The organism is Vibrio sp. 1751 (genome assembly GCF_033339895.1).
Lineage (GTDB): Bacteria > Pseudomonadota > Gammaproteobacteria > Enterobacterales > Vibrionaceae > Vibrio > Vibrio alginolyticus.
The window spans coordinates 30,439-46,588 of sequence record NZ_JAWOVM010000021.1 but is presented as its reverse complement, the minus strand read 5'-3'; the positions used below and the strand labels follow the sequence as shown (position 1 = coordinate 46,588).

16 protein-coding genes are annotated in these 16,150 nt (G+C 45.3%); 6 read left to right on the top strand and 10 right to left on the bottom strand.

What is annotated here, in order from left to right; translation table 11 throughout:
• Nucleotides 1–68: 68 nt before the first annotated feature.
• The 5 genes from R7041_RS09730 to rplU form a co-directional block, all read right to left on the bottom strand.
• Complete coding sequence (locus R7041_RS09730) at nt 69–542, bottom strand: threonine/serine exporter family protein (RefSeq protein ID WP_005379665.1); 474 nt, start codon at nt 540–542, stop codon at nt 69–71.
• Entirely contained in the window at nt 542–1,342 is an 801-nt protein-coding gene (locus tag R7041_RS09725) for a threonine/serine exporter family protein (RefSeq protein WP_005383089.1), read from the bottom strand. Before R7041_RS09725 ends, R7041_RS09730 begins: the two co-directional genes overlap by 1 nt.
• Before the next feature lie 195 nt (nt 1,343–1,537).
• Nucleotides 1,538–2,713, bottom strand: a complete 1,176-nt coding sequence (gene cgtA, locus R7041_RS09720) for an Obg family GTPase CgtA (protein ID WP_005383091.1) — start codon at nt 2,711–2,713, stop codon at nt 1,538–1,540.
• 212 nt (nt 2,714–2,925) lie between these two features.
• On the bottom strand, nt 2,926–3,183 hold the full coding sequence (rpmA, locus tag R7041_RS09715; RefSeq protein WP_005383095.1) for a 50S ribosomal protein L27: 258 nt from the start codon (nt 3,181–3,183) through the stop codon (nt 2,926–2,928).
• A gap of 20 nt (nt 3,184–3,203) precedes the next feature.
• Nucleotides 3,204–3,515 (bottom strand): 50S ribosomal protein L21, encoded by a 312-nt coding sequence (rplU, locus tag R7041_RS09710; protein ID WP_005383096.1) that lies wholly within the window; start codon nt 3,513–3,515, stop codon nt 3,204–3,206.
• Between the two features lie 256 nt (nt 3,516–3,771).
• Here rplU and ispB point away from each other — a divergent pair, with 256 nt between their 5' ends.
• Entirely contained in the window at nt 3,772–4,743 is a 972-nt protein-coding gene (gene ispB, locus R7041_RS09705; RefSeq protein ID WP_005383097.1) for an octaprenyl diphosphate synthase, read from the top strand.
• 93 nt (nt 4,744–4,836) lie between these two features.
• Here the strand turns inward: ispB and R7041_RS09700 are convergent, their stop codons facing one another.
• Complete coding sequence (locus R7041_RS09700) at nt 4,837–5,028, bottom strand: hypothetical protein (protein ID WP_005379661.1); 192 nt, start codon at nt 5,026–5,028, stop codon at nt 4,837–4,839.
• A gap of 113 nt (nt 5,029–5,141) precedes the next feature.
• Nucleotides 5,142–6,077, bottom strand: coding sequence for a malate dehydrogenase (gene mdh, locus R7041_RS09695; RefSeq protein ID WP_064368962.1), 936 nt, complete (start codon nt 6,075–6,077; stop codon nt 5,142–5,144).
• A gap of 359 nt (nt 6,078–6,436) precedes the next feature.
• Here mdh and argR point away from each other — a divergent pair, with 359 nt between their 5' ends.
• The 4 genes from argR (at nt 6,437) to R7041_RS09675 (ending at nt 11,635) form a co-directional block, all read left to right on the top strand.
• Complete coding sequence (argR, locus tag R7041_RS09690; protein ID WP_005379659.1) at nt 6,437–6,907, top strand: transcriptional regulator ArgR; 471 nt, start codon at nt 6,437–6,439, stop codon at nt 6,905–6,907.
• 405 nt (nt 6,908–7,312) lie between these two features.
• A complete protein-coding gene (locus tag R7041_RS09685) occupies nt 7,313–8,281 on the top strand; it encodes a TAXI family TRAP transporter solute-binding subunit (RefSeq protein WP_005379657.1) in 969 nt (322 codons plus the stop codon).
• Nucleotides 8,282–8,572: 291 nt separating this feature from the next.
• Nucleotides 8,573–11,152, top strand: a complete 2,580-nt coding sequence (locus R7041_RS09680) for a TRAP transporter permease (RefSeq protein WP_005383099.1) — start codon at nt 8,573–8,575, stop codon at nt 11,150–11,152.
• A 45-nt stretch (nt 11,153–11,197) separates the two neighbouring features.
• Nucleotides 11,198–11,635 carry a universal stress protein gene (locus tag R7041_RS09675; RefSeq protein WP_005379654.1) on the top strand — a complete coding sequence of 146 codons (438 nt, stop codon included), beginning with the start codon at nt 11,198–11,200 and terminating at the stop codon, nt 11,633–11,635.
• A gap of 63 nt (nt 11,636–11,698) precedes the next feature.
• Here R7041_RS09675 and R7041_RS09670 read toward each other — a convergent pair whose 3' ends face one another.
• Nucleotides 11,699–12,775, bottom strand: a complete 1,077-nt coding sequence (locus tag R7041_RS09670; protein WP_025768366.1) for an alkene reductase — start codon at nt 12,773–12,775, stop codon at nt 11,699–11,701.
• 92 nt (nt 12,776–12,867) lie between these two features.
• On the opposite strand from R7041_RS09670, the gene R7041_RS09665 reads away from it, so the two are divergent.
• A complete protein-coding gene (locus R7041_RS09665) occupies nt 12,868–13,815 on the top strand; it encodes a LysR family transcriptional regulator (RefSeq protein WP_005379650.1) in 948 nt (315 codons plus the stop codon).
• An 18-nt stretch (nt 13,816–13,833) separates the two neighbouring features.
• On the opposite strand, the gene thiQ is transcribed toward R7041_RS09665, so the two are convergent.
• A complete protein-coding gene (gene thiQ, locus R7041_RS09660) occupies nt 13,834–14,538 on the bottom strand; it encodes a thiamine ABC transporter ATP-binding protein (RefSeq protein ID WP_005379648.1) in 705 nt (234 codons plus the stop codon).
• Nucleotides 14,538–16,124 carry a thiamine/thiamine pyrophosphate ABC transporter permease ThiP gene (gene thiP, locus R7041_RS09655; RefSeq protein ID WP_081048910.1) on the bottom strand — a complete coding sequence of 529 codons (1,587 nt, stop codon included), beginning with the start codon at nt 16,122–16,124 and terminating at the stop codon, nt 14,538–14,540. The genes thiQ and thiP overlap by 1 nt, the downstream gene beginning before the upstream one ends.
• Nucleotides 16,125–16,150 lie beyond the last annotated feature (26 nt).

Genomic DNA, 16,150 nt, shown 5'->3' with positions numbered 1-16,150 from the left:
AAATACTTTACCTTGAAGAAATTTGAGCGCAAATTATACCTAAATAACACTTTAGAACAAACGATCGCCTAAACAATTGGTCTTCTTCGATAAAAAAGTAACCCTGGAACCGCAAGACCAACAGCTAAACCTGCAATAATAAACATGGCCTTAAGAAAGTTTTCCATACAGGTTGCGACAAGCTCGGGTGAGTAGCCAACATGATTGATCTCTACCATAGCGATCATTGCTTTGTACGCAAACACACCCGGCACCATCGGGATCAAAGCAGCCACAGTAAACACTTTTGGATGCGCGAGAAAACGGTGAGACCAGTACACACCAATCATCCCAACTAACGTCGCGGCAAAAAAGGTTGCCCACTCAATAGGAATGCCAAACTGCATCATCAAGTAGCGGCTACCATGACCAATCGCACCACCAACAGCGCAATACACTAAAGCTCTTTGTGGCACGTTAAAAACCAATGCAAATCCTACGGCGGGAATCGCCGCAAAAAACATGTCATTCAACAGGCCAAACATCAAATCAAATAAACTCATTAGATAGCCCACCCCCAAATTCCAGTTACACTCATCGCAGCAACGATCCCCAAACATGTCGCCAACGTTAGTAAACTAGCCATCACAAATCGAGCAATCCCCATATTAATGTGGCCTTTCAACATATCTGCGACAGAGTTAATGAGTGGGAAACCAGGTACAAGCATTAATACTGACGATGCCATTGCTACGGTAGGTAGATTACCGATTTGGTAAATTTCCGCCTGTGCTGAAATTAAGGTAGTCACAAAAGCGGTCGCAGCAAAGTTCAATAGAGGGTTGAAATGACGATGACCAATTTCTTGGCGAACGATCATGCCACCAGCTGAAGCTAAAAAGGTCATGATGAAGACTCCCCAATCACCACCAGCTAGATGACTGAATGCCGCACAAGACAAGCCAATCATAAACACCACCAACCAGCGGTTATAACGCTCTGGACTGATAGCGTTCAGCTTTTTCTGCGCCATGGTTGCATCGAGCAAACCACGTTCCATCATGATACAGATTCGTTGAATTTGCGTAATAACGCGCATATTGATGCCACGATCAGCGCAGCTTCGGGTGGTGGTGATGCAATGCCCATCCATTACCGTCGTCACAACCAATGCATTAGCTGATAGTGCTACCGCAACTTCATTCACCCCACAAGCAAGGCCAATACGACGCATAATATCGCTCACAAGAGTACTTTCAGCACCATGAGCAAGTAGCATTTGTCCGGCTTGGGCGACAAGACGAGAAATCGATCGTTGAGTAGATACCGCCAACTCTCTAGGCGGTATGGTTTCTAGAGTCATAAATAAGTCTAATTCCTTTTAGGGTGTTACTCATTCATACGCGCGAGGGCCAAACTAACCCTCAAAAAACACGACGTATCGGTTATTGTGCCGTAAATCACATCACCTAAATATGATTTAGATACAAAAAAAGCCGCAATAAATAATTGCGGCTTAATGAATTATAGGCAAACAGGCATTGTTTGACCGTTCTGATTAGTCACGAACGTAGACAACGTGACCGTCATCTTCTTCATCGTCCCAGTCATCCCAATCGTCGTCGTCATCTTCAGTGATAACGTCTTTACCCGCCATCGCATCTTTATGGTAATCATCCCACATGAAGTTAACTTTATCTTCTTCAGCCACTTCTTCCTCTTCGCGAGGTAGGTTATCCATAAAGTCAGCCAGTTTGTAACAAAGCTCTTTAGTACCGTTACGATTGATCGCCGAGATCTTAAAGTACTCGTCTTCCCAACCTAGTGCGTCTAAGATTTCTTGGATCTTCTCATTCGCTTCTTCTTCAGGCATTAGATCAACTTTGTTGAACACTAACCAGCGCGGCTTACTTGCCAGTTTCTCGCTGTATTGTTCTAGTTCATCAATGATCGTCAATGCATTTTGCACCGGATCGGACTGATCAATTGGCATAATATCGATCATGTGCAGCAACACTCGACAACGCTCTAAGTGCTTCAAGAATCGAATACCAAGGCCAGCGCCATCTGCTGCACCCTCGATCAAACCAGGGATGTCTGCAACAACAAAACTTTTCTCTGGTACGACACTTACGACACCCAAGCTTGGGATCAAAGTCGTGAATGGGTAATCAGCGACTTTCGGTTTTGCTGCTGATACTGCGCGGATAAAGGTTGATTTACCGGCATTAGGTAGACCAAGCATACCCACATCAGCAAGAAGCAATAGCTCAAGGCGAATTTCGCGTACTTCACCTTTTGTACCCAATGTTCTCTGACGAGGCGCGCGGTTTACTGAAGATTTGAAACGCGTGTTACCTAGACCGTGCCAACCGCCTTTTGCGATCATCACTTTCTTACCGTGTTCAGCAACTTCCGCCACGATTTCATTTGTGTGGATATCCACAGCGCGCGTACCCACAGGTACACGAAGAACGATGTCTTTACCACGCTTACCTGTACAGTTACCACCGCGACCGTTTTCACCACGCTCAGCTTCGTAGAAGCGCTGGAAACGGTAATCAATCAGGGTATTTAGGTTTTCATCGGCTTGGATATAAACATCACCACCGTCACCGCCATCACCGCCATCAGGGCCACCTTTAGTGATGAATTTTTCACGCCAGAAACTGACAACGCCACTACCGCCATCACCAGCCTGAACTTTTACTACCGCTTCATCTACGAACTTCATCTTTTACTCCGACTACTTCGTGCGTGGATTAAATCTTACTATGTCATCCGACAATTTTAGCAGATGACAGATCTAAGCTCCCAGATTCAAATCGCTTAGGATCTTAGCGAGAAACTTCGATATGTCGACTGCCACAAATAAAAAACCCCGCCGATTCGGCAGGGCTTTTGAATTCAGCTTAAAGCTATTAAGTAATTTGGTTAAAAACCTAATTACTCAGCTTCGATGCTTACAAACTTACGGTTCTTAGGACCTTTCACTTCGAACTTCACTTTACCTTCAGTAAGAGCGAATAGAGTGTGGTCTTTACCGATACCTACGTTGTTACCAGCGTGGAACTTAGTACCACGTTGACGAACGATGATGTTACCTGCAAGTACAGATTCACCACCGAAACGCTTAACACCTAGACGTTTGCTTTCTGAATCGCGGCCGTTACGAGTAGAACCACCAGCTTTTTTGTGTGCCATTGTTAAACTCTCCTAATAGATTAAGCGTTGATACCAGTGATCTTCACTTCAGTGAACCACTGACGGTGACCCTGTTGCTTACGAGAGTGCTTACGACGACGGAACTTAACGATTTTAACTTTATCGCCACGACCGTGTTGTACAACTTCAGCAACAATTTTGCCGCCCTCTACAAGAGGAGCACCAACTTTGATGTCTTCGCCGTTAGCAACAAGAAGAACTTTATCAAATTCTACAGTTGCACCAGTTTCAACGTCTAATTTCTCTAAACGAAGAGTTTGACCTTCGCTTACACGGTGTTGTTTACCACCAGATTGGAAAACAGCGTACATATTTTACTCCGCTTTTTCCGCACAGCCTTTCTTGAGGGTGTGCGCTAAACTAATCATCAATAGGGCGCAGATTCTACAGAATAGATGCTCCTATGACAAGCCATATTTTGAAAAAATTGGCGAAAAGCTAATCGCCAAAGAAAAGTGCGGCAATCATGCCCTTTAGTAATGTATTAATCAACGTTTTTTAGTGTATTATTCGACAATTATATAAATCGAATAAGCCTTGCAGGGTCTAACTTCAGCCGGATATACGATGGATTTTAAAACTATCCAAGCGCTTACTGCCGATGACATGGCAAAAGTGAATGAAACAATTCAAGCCCAACTTAATTCTGATGTCTCTTTAATCAACCAGCTCGGTTTTTATATCGTGAGTGGTGGAGGCAAACGTCTAAGACCGCTTTTAGCGATACTGTCAGCCCGTGCACTTGGTTACCAAGGCAATGGTCATACAATGGCAGCTGCGTTTATTGAGTTCATCCATACAGCGACTTTGCTGCATGATGACGTGGTAGATGAATCAGACATGCGCCGTGGTAAAGCCACTGCGAATGCAGCATTTGGCAATGCGGCTAGCGTATTAGTTGGGGACTTTATCTATACACGCTCATTTCAGATGATGACAGAACTAGGATCCATGAAGATCCTTAAACTAATGAGCAATGCCGTAAACGTGATCGCCGAAGGTGAAGTACAGCAGTTGATGAACTGTAACGACCCTGACACGACAGAAGAAAGCTACATGCAAGTCATCTACTCTAAGACTGCGCGCTTATTTGAATCCGCAACTCAAATCGGTGCAATCTTAAATGATGCTCCTGAGCATGTTGAAATCGCAATGCAAAATTACGGTAAGTATCTAGGCACTGCGTTTCAGCTCATTGATGACGTCATGGATTACACTTCTGATGGCGAAGACATGGGTAAAAATGTGGGTGATGACTTGGCCGAAGGCAAGCCAACTTTACCTCTACTCCATGCTATGCGTAATACCACACCAGAAAACGCCATCATGATTCGTGAAGCGATTGAGAAAGCGAATGGCATGGATCGCTTAGAAGAAATTCTTGCGGTCATGAAAGAAGCAGGCTCTCTGGAATACACAACGCAAAAAGCTCTAGAAGAAGCAGACAAAGCAATCGCAGAACTATCAGTGTTGCCAGAGTCTGAATACAAACAAGCGCTTGTTACTCTGGCTCATGTCGCAGTACAACGCACGAAGTAATCAATAGCTACCCATAACGCAAGACTTATAGCAAAAAGGAAGAGCATGCTCTTCCTTTTTTACGTTTGATACCTAATGACGACGCCGGAGGCGCTAGTAATATCTGTCACTACCGCCATGCAGTTGTGGATCATCTTCTATTTCATCAAAGCTAACGGCGAGCTGCTGTTCAGTCCCTTGTTTGGACAACAATACCGTCTCTGCTTCATGGTCGACCACTAATATCGTACCGACGCCTTGTTGGCACTCAACAACCATGCCTTTACGGATTCGACTCGCTTCCATCATCTTCTCCTTCACTACGTGGTTTTATTCGACCATTTTTACGAAGTTGAGAAATCAAGGATCAAAAAAGCCGATCAAAATGATCGGCTTTCTTCTTATATAGGCTTTCTAGATTACTTTGCGAATTCAACACCAATGTTGATGTCGCCATTTAGTGTTTCTAGCATACCGTCTAATGCAGACTTTTCGTAATCGCTGAGTTTGCCGTAGTTTAGTACTTCTTCAACGCCTTCTTTACCCAGTTTCACAGGTTGCGCGAAGTAAGTCGCGTGTTCGCCGTCGCCTTCAACGTAAGCGCACTCAACTACGCCTTCTTCACCTTGAAGAGCACGAACCAGAGACAGACCAAAGCGACATGCAGCTTGGCCCATTGATAGTGTTGCACTACCACCACCCGCTTTCGCTTCTACAACTTCAGTACCTGCATTTTGAATACGTTTCGTTAATGCTTCTACTTCTTCAGCTGTAAACTCAACACCTTCTACTTGAGACAGTAGAGGTAAGATCGTTACGCCAGAGTGACCACCAATAACTGGCACGCGAACGTCACCTGGATCTTTGTCTTTTAGCTCAGCAACAAACGTTTCTGAACGGATAACATCCAACGTTGTTACACCAAATAGACGACGCTTATCATAAACACCCGCTTTTTTAAGAACTTCAGCAGCAATTGGCACTGTTGTATTTACAGGGTTTGTGATGATACCAACACAAGCTTTCGGACAAACAACCGCAATCTTCTCCGCTAGCGATTTAACGATACCAGCGTTTACATTAAATAGATCCGCACGATCCATACCTGGCTTACGCGCAACACCAGCAGAAATTAGCACAACATCCGCGCCTTCTAGTGCTGGAGTAGGATCTTCACCAGCGTAACCTTTGATAGAAACTGGCGTAGGGATGTGGCTAAGATCAGCGGCCACACCAGGAGTTACTGGAGCAATATCATATAGGGCTAGATCAGAACCAGCAGGAAGACGGTTCTTAAGTAGAAGGGCCAGGGCTTGACCGATGCCACCTGCGGCACCAATAACGGCTACTTTCATGTAGTTCTCCTTGAGAGTATTTCTCTTATAAACGTATTCGTAGGGTAGTTTGTAACCAACTTAAATAAAGCTATCGGAATCACAACTTGATTACAATCAATTAACGCTAGCTTTGCGACCTCGCGCAACTCGCTGTTACCGTGCTACAAATGGGGCTTGGATTATTCTTTTATTCTGTTGAAATGACAAGGAATTCAAGAAAACAGATACAGCCCTACTTCAGCGCGCTAAAGAATTCTATGTGGTATATAGTTTACAGTGACGTATCTAACATAATCCTGGGACTCTTTGGCACCGCCTGAATATATATGCGAGAATATGCAAAATTGCTGACCCGTAATAAGAGATTTGTAATGACTATGCGCAATTCAGAAAAACAAGACAACTTAGTTCGCGCCTTTAAAGCCCTGTTAAAAGAAGAAAGCTTTGGCTCACAGGGCGAGATTGTTGACGCACTCAAACAGCAAGGGTTTGAGAGTATCAACCAATCTAAAGTCTCACGTATGCTGACTAAATTTGGCGCCGTCCGTACGCGCAATGCAAAAATGGAAATGGTTTACTGTCTTCCTGCTGAGCTAGGTGTCCCAACAGTCAGCAGCTCTCTGCGTGAACTGGTACTAGACATCGATCGTAATGCAGCGTTAGTGGTAATTCACACCGGCCCAGGTGCAGCACAGTTGATTGCTCGCTTGCTTGATTCACTCGGTAAATCCGAAGGTATTCTTGGTGTTGTCGCAGGTGACGATACCATTTTCATTACGCCAACCATGGCAATTACGACTGAGCAACTCTTCAAATCAGTGTGCGAGCTGTTCGAATATACTGGTTAAGTTCTATAAAGCTTCAATCAGCTAACTCATTGTGGGTTATAAAAGAAGTCTCATTTTGTAGCCCATAATTTATGTAAATTTCTTGCTTACTCCGCTCATTCTTTAACCACCTATTTTGTGATTAACATCACGCAATTGATCTTTTTCATTTCAGTCACTAAACGTTAATTAAGTAATTGTTATAAAAAGAATTAAATCATAAATTGAATCCTATCCCCTGATACAAAATTCAGACTTATCAACTATAACATTTAACAATTGGATAATTTTCTGCCAATTTTTTGTTATGATTCGCTCGCTTTTTCAAACGATTGGATTGAAAAAGGTGCCGTTTCCAAATAGGAAACTCCAGAAGTGATTTATGGTTATTTCCGGGTAAATAATGAATATAAGGAAGGGAAATTCATGGCATTTAACAAACTTCTCAAAGTAGGCGCTATCGCTGCAGCCGTAATGGGCGCAGGCGCAGTTAACGCTCAAGAGTTTATTACCATCGGTACTGGCTCTGTGACAGGTGTTTACTACCCAACTGGTGGTGCTATCTGTAAGTTGGTAAATAAAGGTCGTAAAGACCACAACATCCGTTGTTCAGTAGAATCGACTGGTGGCTCAATTTACAACGTTAACACTATCCGTGCAGGCGAATTAGATTTTGGTATCGTGCAATCGGATTGGCAGTACCACGGCTACAACGGTACGAGCAAGTTTGAAGAACAAGGCCCGTACAAAAAGCTACGCGCAATGTTCTCTCTTCATACAGAACCTTTCAACATCATTGCGCGTGCAGATTCAGGTATTGAAAACGTTGAAGACCTGAAAGGTAAGCGCGTAAACATCGGTAACCCAGGCTCTGGTGACCGTGCAACGATGGGCGTTGTCATGGAAGCGATGGGTTGGACAAACGACAGCTTCAAACTGGCGTCTGAGCTAAAAGGCTCTGAACGCTCTCAGGCACTTTGCGATAACAAAATTGACGCCTTCATTTACATGGTCGGCCACCCGAACGGTTCAATCAAAGAAGCAACCACATCATGTGATGCGAAGCTAGTTTCAGCAACAGGCCCTAAAATCGATAAAATTGTTGCCGACAACCCATACTACGCCTTTAGCTCAGTACCGGCTGGTATGTACCGCGGTACAGACAAAGACGTAAACAGCTTTGGTGTTGCAGCAACAATGGTAACGACCTCTGATGTTTCAGACGATGTCGCTTACAACGTGGCAAAAGCTGTGTTTGAAAACTTTGATACCTTCAAACGTCTACACCCTGCATTCGCAAACTTGAAGAAAGAAGACATGGTGAAAGCTGGTCTTTCTATTCCTCTTCACCCAGGTGCAGAAAAATACTACAAAGAAATGGGTCTAATTAAGTAATTTCCTCAGACTCTACATACAGGCAGGAAAGAATATTTTCTGCCTGTTTGAGCATACAGGTTGTAGCACGTTCTAACTGTATGCTTCATTCGCCAGTTTTCTTCTGAAAACTGCGAGCTCATACCCAAGAAAACTTAAACGCCGCCTAACAGAGTATCCAACAATCAACACTTTGAGTTCAGGCAGCAAAATACTCGAAAGCAAACTTCGCTCCATTCACTACACTGATAGAGGCGAAGTGTGGTTCTCGATAAAAATCAGACAGGACCATCAATAATAAGGAAAAAGTACATGGCGACGAATCAAGCTCCGTCACAAGATGTGCAAGAAATGGTGGCTCAGGCAGACACAGGTGCACGTAGCCCTTCAGGAATGCAAGGACGAATCCTTTGGTTTGTTCCTCTGTGTTGGTCACTATTTCAATTATGGTACGCATCCCCGTTACCATTTATTTTCAATTTTGGCGTACTGAACGACACGGAAGCGCGATCTATCCACCTTACTTTCGCGATCTTTTTGGCTTTCACTGCTTATCCAGCGATGAAGAATTCTCCTCGCGATCATATCCCTCTTGTTGATTGGATACTCGCGTTGGCTGGCAGCTTTTCAGCAGCCTATATATACCTTTTTTATACCGAGCTAGCAGGACGCTCAGGCGCACCGACAACGGTTGATATCGTTGTTGCTGTTATCGGTATGATCCTCCTTTTAGAAGCAACACGCCGAGCTCTTGGTCCACCATTAATGGTCGTGGCTGCTGTTTTCCTTACTTACACCTTTGCAGGCCCTTACATGCCTGACGTTATCGCGCACAAAGGGGCAAGCTTGAACAAGGCCATGTCTCACTTGTGGCTAACAACAGAAGGCGTATTTGGGGTTGCGCTAGGTGTTTCTACCTCTTTTGTCTTCTTGTTTGTATTGTTTGGAGCAATGCTGGAACGCGCTGGTGCTGGTGCTTACTTCATTAAAGTTGCCTTCTCGTTACTTGGCCATATGAAAGGTGGTCCAGCTAAAGCGGCCGTTGTTGCATCAGGTTTATCTGGTCTGGTTTCTGGTTCTTCAATCGCAAACGTAGTAACAACTGGCACCTTTACGATTCCACTGATGAAGCGTGTTGGCTTTCCCGGCACAAAAGCGGGTGCGGTAGAGGTAGCGGCTTCAACCAATGGTCAGTTAACACCGCCAATCATGGGTGCAGCAGCATTTTTGATGGTGGAATACGTCGGTATCTCCTACGTTGAGGTGATTAAAGCCGCCCTACTTCCAGCGCTAATCTCTTATATTGCTTTAATTTACATTGTTCACCTTGAAGCGTGTAAAGCAGGCATGACAGGGCTTCCTCGTCGCCACAACCCAACACTCGTACAAAGTCTGCTGTCCTTTACTGGCACAATCTTAGGATTGTGTGTGATCAGCGCATTGGTTTACTACGGAGTGGGTTGGACAAAGGACGTCTTTGGTGATGCCGCGACACCAATTGTTACCGTCGCACTATTAATCGCGTACGTTGGGTTGGTGAAAGTCTCAGCAAATCACGTGCAAGATGGCGCAATTGAGATTGATGCAGAATTAACAGAAGTACCTGATCCTGGCCCAACCGTTAAGTCAGGCTTGCACTACCTACTCCCTATCGTCGTATTGGTTTGGTGTTTGACTGTCGAACGTTTCTCACCTGGCCTTTCGGCATTCTGGGCAACGGTGTTCATGATTTTCATTTTGCTGACTCAACGTCCGTTGATTGCACTGCTGTCAAAGCAAGGTGACATGCTTCAGCAAACCAAAGATGGCTTTGTCGATCTTGCCGAGAGCTTAGTTTCTGGTGCGCGCAATATGATTGGTATCGGCGTTGCAACCGCGGCAGCGGGCACCGTTGTTGGTGTTGTTACACTAACGGGTATCGGCCTAGTGATGACCGACTTCGTCGAGTTTATCTCTGGTGGCAGCATCATTCTTATGCTGCTGTTTACCGCCATCATTAGCTTGGTTCTGGGGATGGGTCTGCCAACCACGGCGAACTACATCGTGGTCTCTACGCTAATGGCGCCGGTTATTGTTACGCTCGGCGCGGCGCATGGCTTGATTATTCCGTTGATAGCGGTGCACTTGTTCGTTTTCTACTTTGGTATTTTGGCCGACGATACCCCACCTGTAGGCCTTGCGGCTTTTGCAGCAGCAGCAATTGCGAAATCAGATCCAATTCGTACTGGTATCCAAGGTTTTACTTACGATATTCGAACCGCTATTTTGCCGTTCATGTTTGTGTTCAATACCCAGCTATTGTTAATGGGGATCGACTCTTGGTGGCATTTGGCACTCACGGTCATCTCATCGATCATTGCAATGCTGATTTTCTCTGCGGCAACTCAAGGGTGGTGGTTCACGCGTAACAAGTGGTGGGAAACAGTCCTATTATTAGTACTGACGTTTTCGTTTTTCCGTCCAGGTTTTTGGTGGGACATGCTGTACCCAGCGAAAGTTCTTTCTCCTGGCGTTGAGGTAGCTCAAATCACGGAAACACTAAATGTAGGAGAATCATTGGAGTTACGTGTTGCCGGTGAAAACCTTGAGGGCGACTACATTGAGAAAACGGTTCGTCTTCCATTCGAAGACAGTGCGACAACAGCAGACGCACGTATTTCATCTATGGGTCTGATGCTGACCGAAAGTGACAACAAAATGATTGTCGATATGGTTGAATTTGGTAGTCCAGCAGAGTCCGCAGGTATCGACTTTGATTGGGAAATCAAGTGGGTTATCCAGGATGCAGACCGTCCGATGAAAGAGTGGGTGTTTGTACCATGCTTAATGATTTTGCTGGTGCTTGCAATGAACCAAAAACGTCGTGCTCGTAAGGAACAATTGAGCGCATAACCGATTTGGCCCCGAGGATAAAGGGGCCTTAATGAGAGACATTGAATGTACAAACAAATTCTTGTTCCGGTTGATCTAAATGACCAAGGCTTTTCAGACCGAGCGGTTGAACTAGCGGTTTGGCAGGCAAAGCAAGCAAATGCTCAAATCCATCTTCTGACGGTACTACCTGGTATTCACATGTCGATGGTTGCCACATACTTTCCGAAAGATGCTGCGGCCAAAATGAAGCAAGACGTGAAGCAGCAACTAAAAACTTTCGCTAATGAGCATATTGCTGAAGATGTGGTTTACCAAGTGCATGTTGCTGAAGGCAAGGCCTACGCGACCATTCTTGATTATGCAGAACGCTTAGGCGCTGATCTCATCATTATGCCAAGTCACAAGCGCTCTAAAATCAATAAAGTAATGCTTGGCTCCGTCGCGAGTAAGGTTGTGGAATATTCTCCAATCAATGTGATGGTCGTAAAACCGCAAGGCTAAGTAAATACAAAAACGAAAAAGGACGCTAACATTAGCGTCCTTTTTATATTAAACAAGTAAGGGTTATGCCATCACTGGGTAATCGGTATAACCTTCTGCTCCACCCAAATAAAAGTGTTCTGGTTTCGCCTCATTAAGAGGTGCATTTTTCTTAAATCGCTCGACTAAATCTGGGTTTGCGATAAAGGGAACGCCAAATGCGACCACATCAACTTTGTTTTCTGCAATTGCTGTTGCCGCTTCTTGTGCACTGTAGCCCACGTTCGCCATTAAGTGACCTTGATAGTTTTCGCGTGCTGGCTTGAGAACATCTGCTTTTTGTACGCCTTTCAGATCCGCACGCATCACGTGCCAATAAGCAAGATCGAAAGAATTAAGTTGCTCTGCTAAGTAACGCACCAAGCCAACTGGATCACTGTCTTTCATGTCATTAAATCCATTTAGCGGAGATGTACGTAGACCGACTCTTCCAGGTCCCCACACCTCAACGACTTCTTTCACTATCTCAAGTAAAAATCGAGCACGATTTTCAACCGAACCACCGTATTCATCGGTACGTAAATTTGAACCGTCACGAAGGAAGTTATCAATAAGATAACCATTGGCGCCATGTATCTCGACCCCATCAAAGCCTGCTTTCTTGGCGTTTTCTGCACCTTGTTTAAACGCCGCAACAATGGAAGCTATCTCATCCACTTCGAGTGCTCGTGGTACCGTATATGCTTGCTTACCCGAAGGGGTATGGACTAATTCATCACGAATGGCCAATGCGCTCGCCGCTACAGGTGTTTTTCCTTCATTCAGATCAGGATGACAAGCTCGTCCCGCATGCCAAATTTGCAGTACAATCTTACCGCCTCTCTCATGAACCGCATCCGTTACCTTTTTCCAAGCTGCGATTTGCTCTTCGTTGTAAATACCCGGCTCTGCCATGAAAGCAGACGTACCTTCCATCACCATGGTGCATTCAGCAATGATAAGTCCGGCACTCGCACGTTGAGCGTAGTATTCAACCATAAGGTCATTAGGAATATGGTCTGCGCCAGCACGAGCTCGCGTTAAAGGCGCCATAATGGCACGGTTATCTAATGCTAATTGACCGAGTTCGATAGGAGAAAATAAGTCTACAGAGTTGGACATGTTGTTTACCTCAAATGACAATAACTTGATGGCTAAGGATGAGGTGCCAGACTATAATCAGATTAATATTGAAACAATATGGATAATTGAAAGTGATTGTTCGCAATTTAGAAACAATTGACTTTAGAACGCTTTCTATCTTTGTCACAAGCTGTCGACTACTGAGCTTAACCAAGTGCGCGCTGGAGTTAAACCTACCGAAATCTACTGTTAGTAAAGCCATAACCAAACTCGAACAACACTTTGAAGCCAAACTCCTAGAGCGCACAACCCGAAAGTTAGTGATCACCGAAGCTGGCCAAATGGTTTTAGAGCGTGCTGCAAGCTTAGTTGAGGAATTCCACTCAATTGGCCATGACGTACAGGAGATGGAACAACAGATCCAAGGCCGGCTGCGTATTTCCGCGCCACCAGCGTTGGATGCGTATATGGCGGAACACATCTTTTTGCCATTTTTAAAACAATGGCCAAAAGTACAAATTGCGTTAGAAGCATCGAACGATTTTGTTGATCTCTTTTCACACGGCTTTGATATGGCAATTCGAGTCGGTCAGATAGTTGATGATCGATTGATCGCAAAAAAATTAGGCTATACCACTCGAGTTCTGGCTGCTAGCCCTGAGTATTTAGCTGAGTTCGGCGTACCTGAAACGCCAGAAGACCTGACAAAACACAACTGTTTGAGGTATCAATATGTTTCAGAAATAGGGCCTTGGACGCTGATCTCACACGATAATACCGTCAATGTTTCAATAACCAGTAACTTCTCAAGTACAACTGTAGAAGCAATATTGAAAGGCGCACTTAAAGGACTAGGCATCGCTAACTTACCTGTGCAGAACATGACGCAAGAGCTAGAAAGTGGCACCTTAGTCAGAGTGTTACCGCAATGGCACACGGTACCAATGCCTATTTATTTAGTCTATCGTCCTGGAGCAAACCGCCCACGGCGTGTACAAGCAATGATTGACCATATCATGAGCTTAAGATCTCAATTTGAATTTGGCCCTCGGCATGGTTTGTGTTGCGGAGAAGCATAACCTAGCAACTATCAGGCACTAGCATGCTGCTCGGATAAATGCCGCAAGCTTCTCACTAGCATGCTGTTCACTCAATGCAGACATATCACCCGCGGCTTCCACTTTACCATCTGCCACAAACACAAAGTGGCTGGCAATCGCTTTGGCATCGCTTAAATGGTGCGTGACCATCAATACAGTTATTCCCCGCTCTGCTGCGAGTTTTTTTACCAAGCTCAGCATCTCTTCACGCAACACCGGATCAAGCGCCGAAAACGGCTCATCCAATAGCCACATGGGATGAGGCTGAACAAAACAACGCGCTAAGGCAACACGTTGACGCTGGCCACCAGAAAGATGCTCTGGCAAACGGTCGAGGTACTCTGCAACACCAACTTGCTGCGCGGCTTGTTCAATCTGACGATTTTGGTCCACCGTAAGCTTTAGCCCTGGGTGTAAGCCCAAACCGATGTTGTCACGCACCGATAAGTGAGCAAACAAATTGTGCTCTTGGAACAACATAGAGAACGGACGCAGATAAGGCTCTTTACGCACAATGGACTCACCATCAACACAAATATCACCACGGTCAGGATGGATAAATCCTGCCACCAACGCCAGCAAGGTTGACTTCCCTGCCCCACTTGGTCCCATCAGCGACACAATCTGTCCTTGCTCAATCGTTAAGTCAAAACGAAACAGTTCACGTTGGTAGGTGTACTGCACATCATCCAACACTAACATTACGATCTCTCCTTCGTTTTCAATACTTTCTCAATCAAGGCAAAACAGCCCACACTCAACAACAATAGGGTCACCGATACCACCGCAGCCGCGTCCATCTGATAGCTGCCAAGCAGCTGGAATAAATACAGAGGTAAAGTGCGGAACTCTTGTCCGCCAAACAACGCAATAGCACTTAAATCGCCAATCGCAAACATAAAGCTGATCGCAAACGCATGTGCAAACGGCTTGCGTAGCGCCTGCCACTCCACCACTTTAAACCGTTGCCAGCCACGCATGCCTAAGCTGGCACATACATACTGATACTGTTGTTCAATGTGCAGCATTGGCTGCGCTAGCGTTTTGATCACGTAAGGCAAAGCCATCAAACCGTTCACCAAAATCACGACAAAAAATGCCAAGCTAAAAACATCGGTAAATGCGCGCAGTAGTAAGAATAAACCGGTGCTGATCACCAGACCTGGAGTCACCAAAATAACGGTGCCGATTAACTCAATCTGATCGGCTCGCGTGTTTTTGTACTGCAACCGCCAACGGCGACTGGTCAATAGTATGGACACCCCTGCAGCGACCGCAAGCGCGCTAGCGACACAGGCGACTTTGAGGGAGTTCAATAGCGCAGACCAAAAACGCTCATCGGTTAATACTGTCCAAACTTGTTGGTTGATGCCACTCAGTAACACCATCAATAACGGCGGTATTACCAGTAAAAAGGCACCTATGATCCAAAAGCTATCCCAAGCTTTTGACCACCCATGATCCTTCGTTAAATATTGCTGTACCGATGTGCTTCCAGCACTGATAGAAACAGGCCTTGTTAACTTCTGCACTCCAATAGCAAGCAGTCCACATAACAGCATCTGCCACAGCGCCAATAACGCCCCAGCTTGTAAATCAAAATCAAACTTAATCGCTTGGTAAATGGCCAATTCAATGGTGGTGGATTTTGGCCCGCCCCCCAACGCCATTACAGTGGCAAAACTGGTAAAGCACAACATAAACACCAACCCACAAACGTGGGGAAGCTGCTGCCTTAAACGCGGCCATTCTACCCAGCGAAACTTATCCCAATGGCTCATCCCAAGATGCGCGCAAAGCTTATGCTGCTCGGCAGGAATAGACTCCAAGGCTTGCAGAAGCAATCGTGCCGCGTAAGGTAAATTAAAGAACACATGGGCGAGTAAAATGCCGTTCAAACCGTAAATAGAGAATGGCAGTTTAGTGTCGAAACTTTGCAACCACTGCGCCAACAAACCACTGTTGCCATAAATCGCTAACAGCCCAAAAACACCAACCAAAACCGGCAAAACCAGTGTCGATGCAAACAGCTTAAGCAGTAATGATTTGCCAATAAATTGGCGACGCGAAAGTGCGTGCGCTACTGGAATGGCAAAGCCAACACTGAGCAATGTGGAAAGAAACGCTTGGTAGAAACTGAACTTGGTGACATGTTGATAGTACGGGTCGCCCCATACCACAGACACATCAAGTGAAGGGGCTTGAACAATCAAAGCACCTAGGGCAGAAATAACAAAGGTCGCGATGATCATCGCGACCCCTAAACCTATTTTTGGAACAGAATTCAAAGGTAAAACCTATCTCATTCAGATGA